This window comes from Photobacterium gaetbulicola (assembly GCF_003025515.1).
GTDB classification, from domain to species: domain Bacteria; phylum Pseudomonadota; class Gammaproteobacteria; order Enterobacterales; family Vibrionaceae; genus Photobacterium; species Photobacterium gaetbulicola.
In genome coordinates this window covers 1-638 of sequence record NZ_PYME01000076.1, presented here as the reverse complement: position 1 = coordinate 638, position 638 = coordinate 1, and the positions used below count along the sequence as shown (strand labels likewise).

2 tRNA genes and 1 rRNA gene are annotated in these 638 nt (G+C 54.1%); all 3 read right to left on the bottom strand.

Features of this window, described 5'->3' with window-relative positions:
• Positions 1–289 precede the first annotated feature (289 nt).
• The 3 genes from C9J03_RS26385 to rrf all read right to left on the bottom strand — a co-directional run bounded on the left by C9J03_RS26385 (position 290) and on the right by rrf (position 637).
• Positions 290–366, bottom strand: a tRNA-Trp gene (locus C9J03_RS26385).
• Between the two features lie 36 nt (positions 367–402).
• A tRNA-Asp gene (locus C9J03_RS26380) sits at positions 403–479 on the bottom strand.
• A 42-nt stretch (positions 480–521) separates the two neighbouring features.
• A 5S ribosomal RNA gene (gene rrf, locus C9J03_RS26375) occupies positions 522–637 on the bottom strand.
• Between the last annotated feature and the right edge of the window lies 1 nt (position 638).

Below are 638 nucleotides of genomic sequence, written 5' to 3'. Positions count from 1 at the left end.
AAGTTTTGCCGTTTGCTTCCTTCAGATCCCACCTCACGGTGGACACCCTTGCATAGGCTAACGGTTCTCGCTCGACTGAGCCCGTAGAGGACTTTCACCTCCTAGAACAACGCCATGCTCGGCGCACTACGAAAAAGGCTCCAGCATTTCTGCTAGAGCCTTGAAGATGGCAGTGGAGACTGGGCCGGCATCCCGTAGATCCACAGGGCTGGCACTCCAGCTTCCAACATTGCTTCGCAGAAGCAACAGATGCAAAAAAGCCCCAGTCTTTCGACTGAGGCTTCGAAGATGGCAGGGGTGGAGAGATTCGAACTCCCAACACGCGGATTTGGAATCCGCTGCTCTGCCAATTGGAGCTACACCCCTGTAGTTATTTTAAAGACTTAACTCTGTCTGAATAAGTGGCGGAGCGGACGGGACTCGAACCCGCGACCCCCGGCGTGACAGGCCGGTATTCTAACCAACTGAACTACCGCTCCACTCAAATCACCGTGTGTTCAGCACGATAACTTAAATTGGAAGCCTGGCGATGTCCTACTCTCACATGGGGAGGCCCCACACTACCATCGGCGCTATTACGTTTCACTGCTGAGTTCGGCATGGGATCAGGTGGGTCCATAATGCTATGGTCGCCAAGC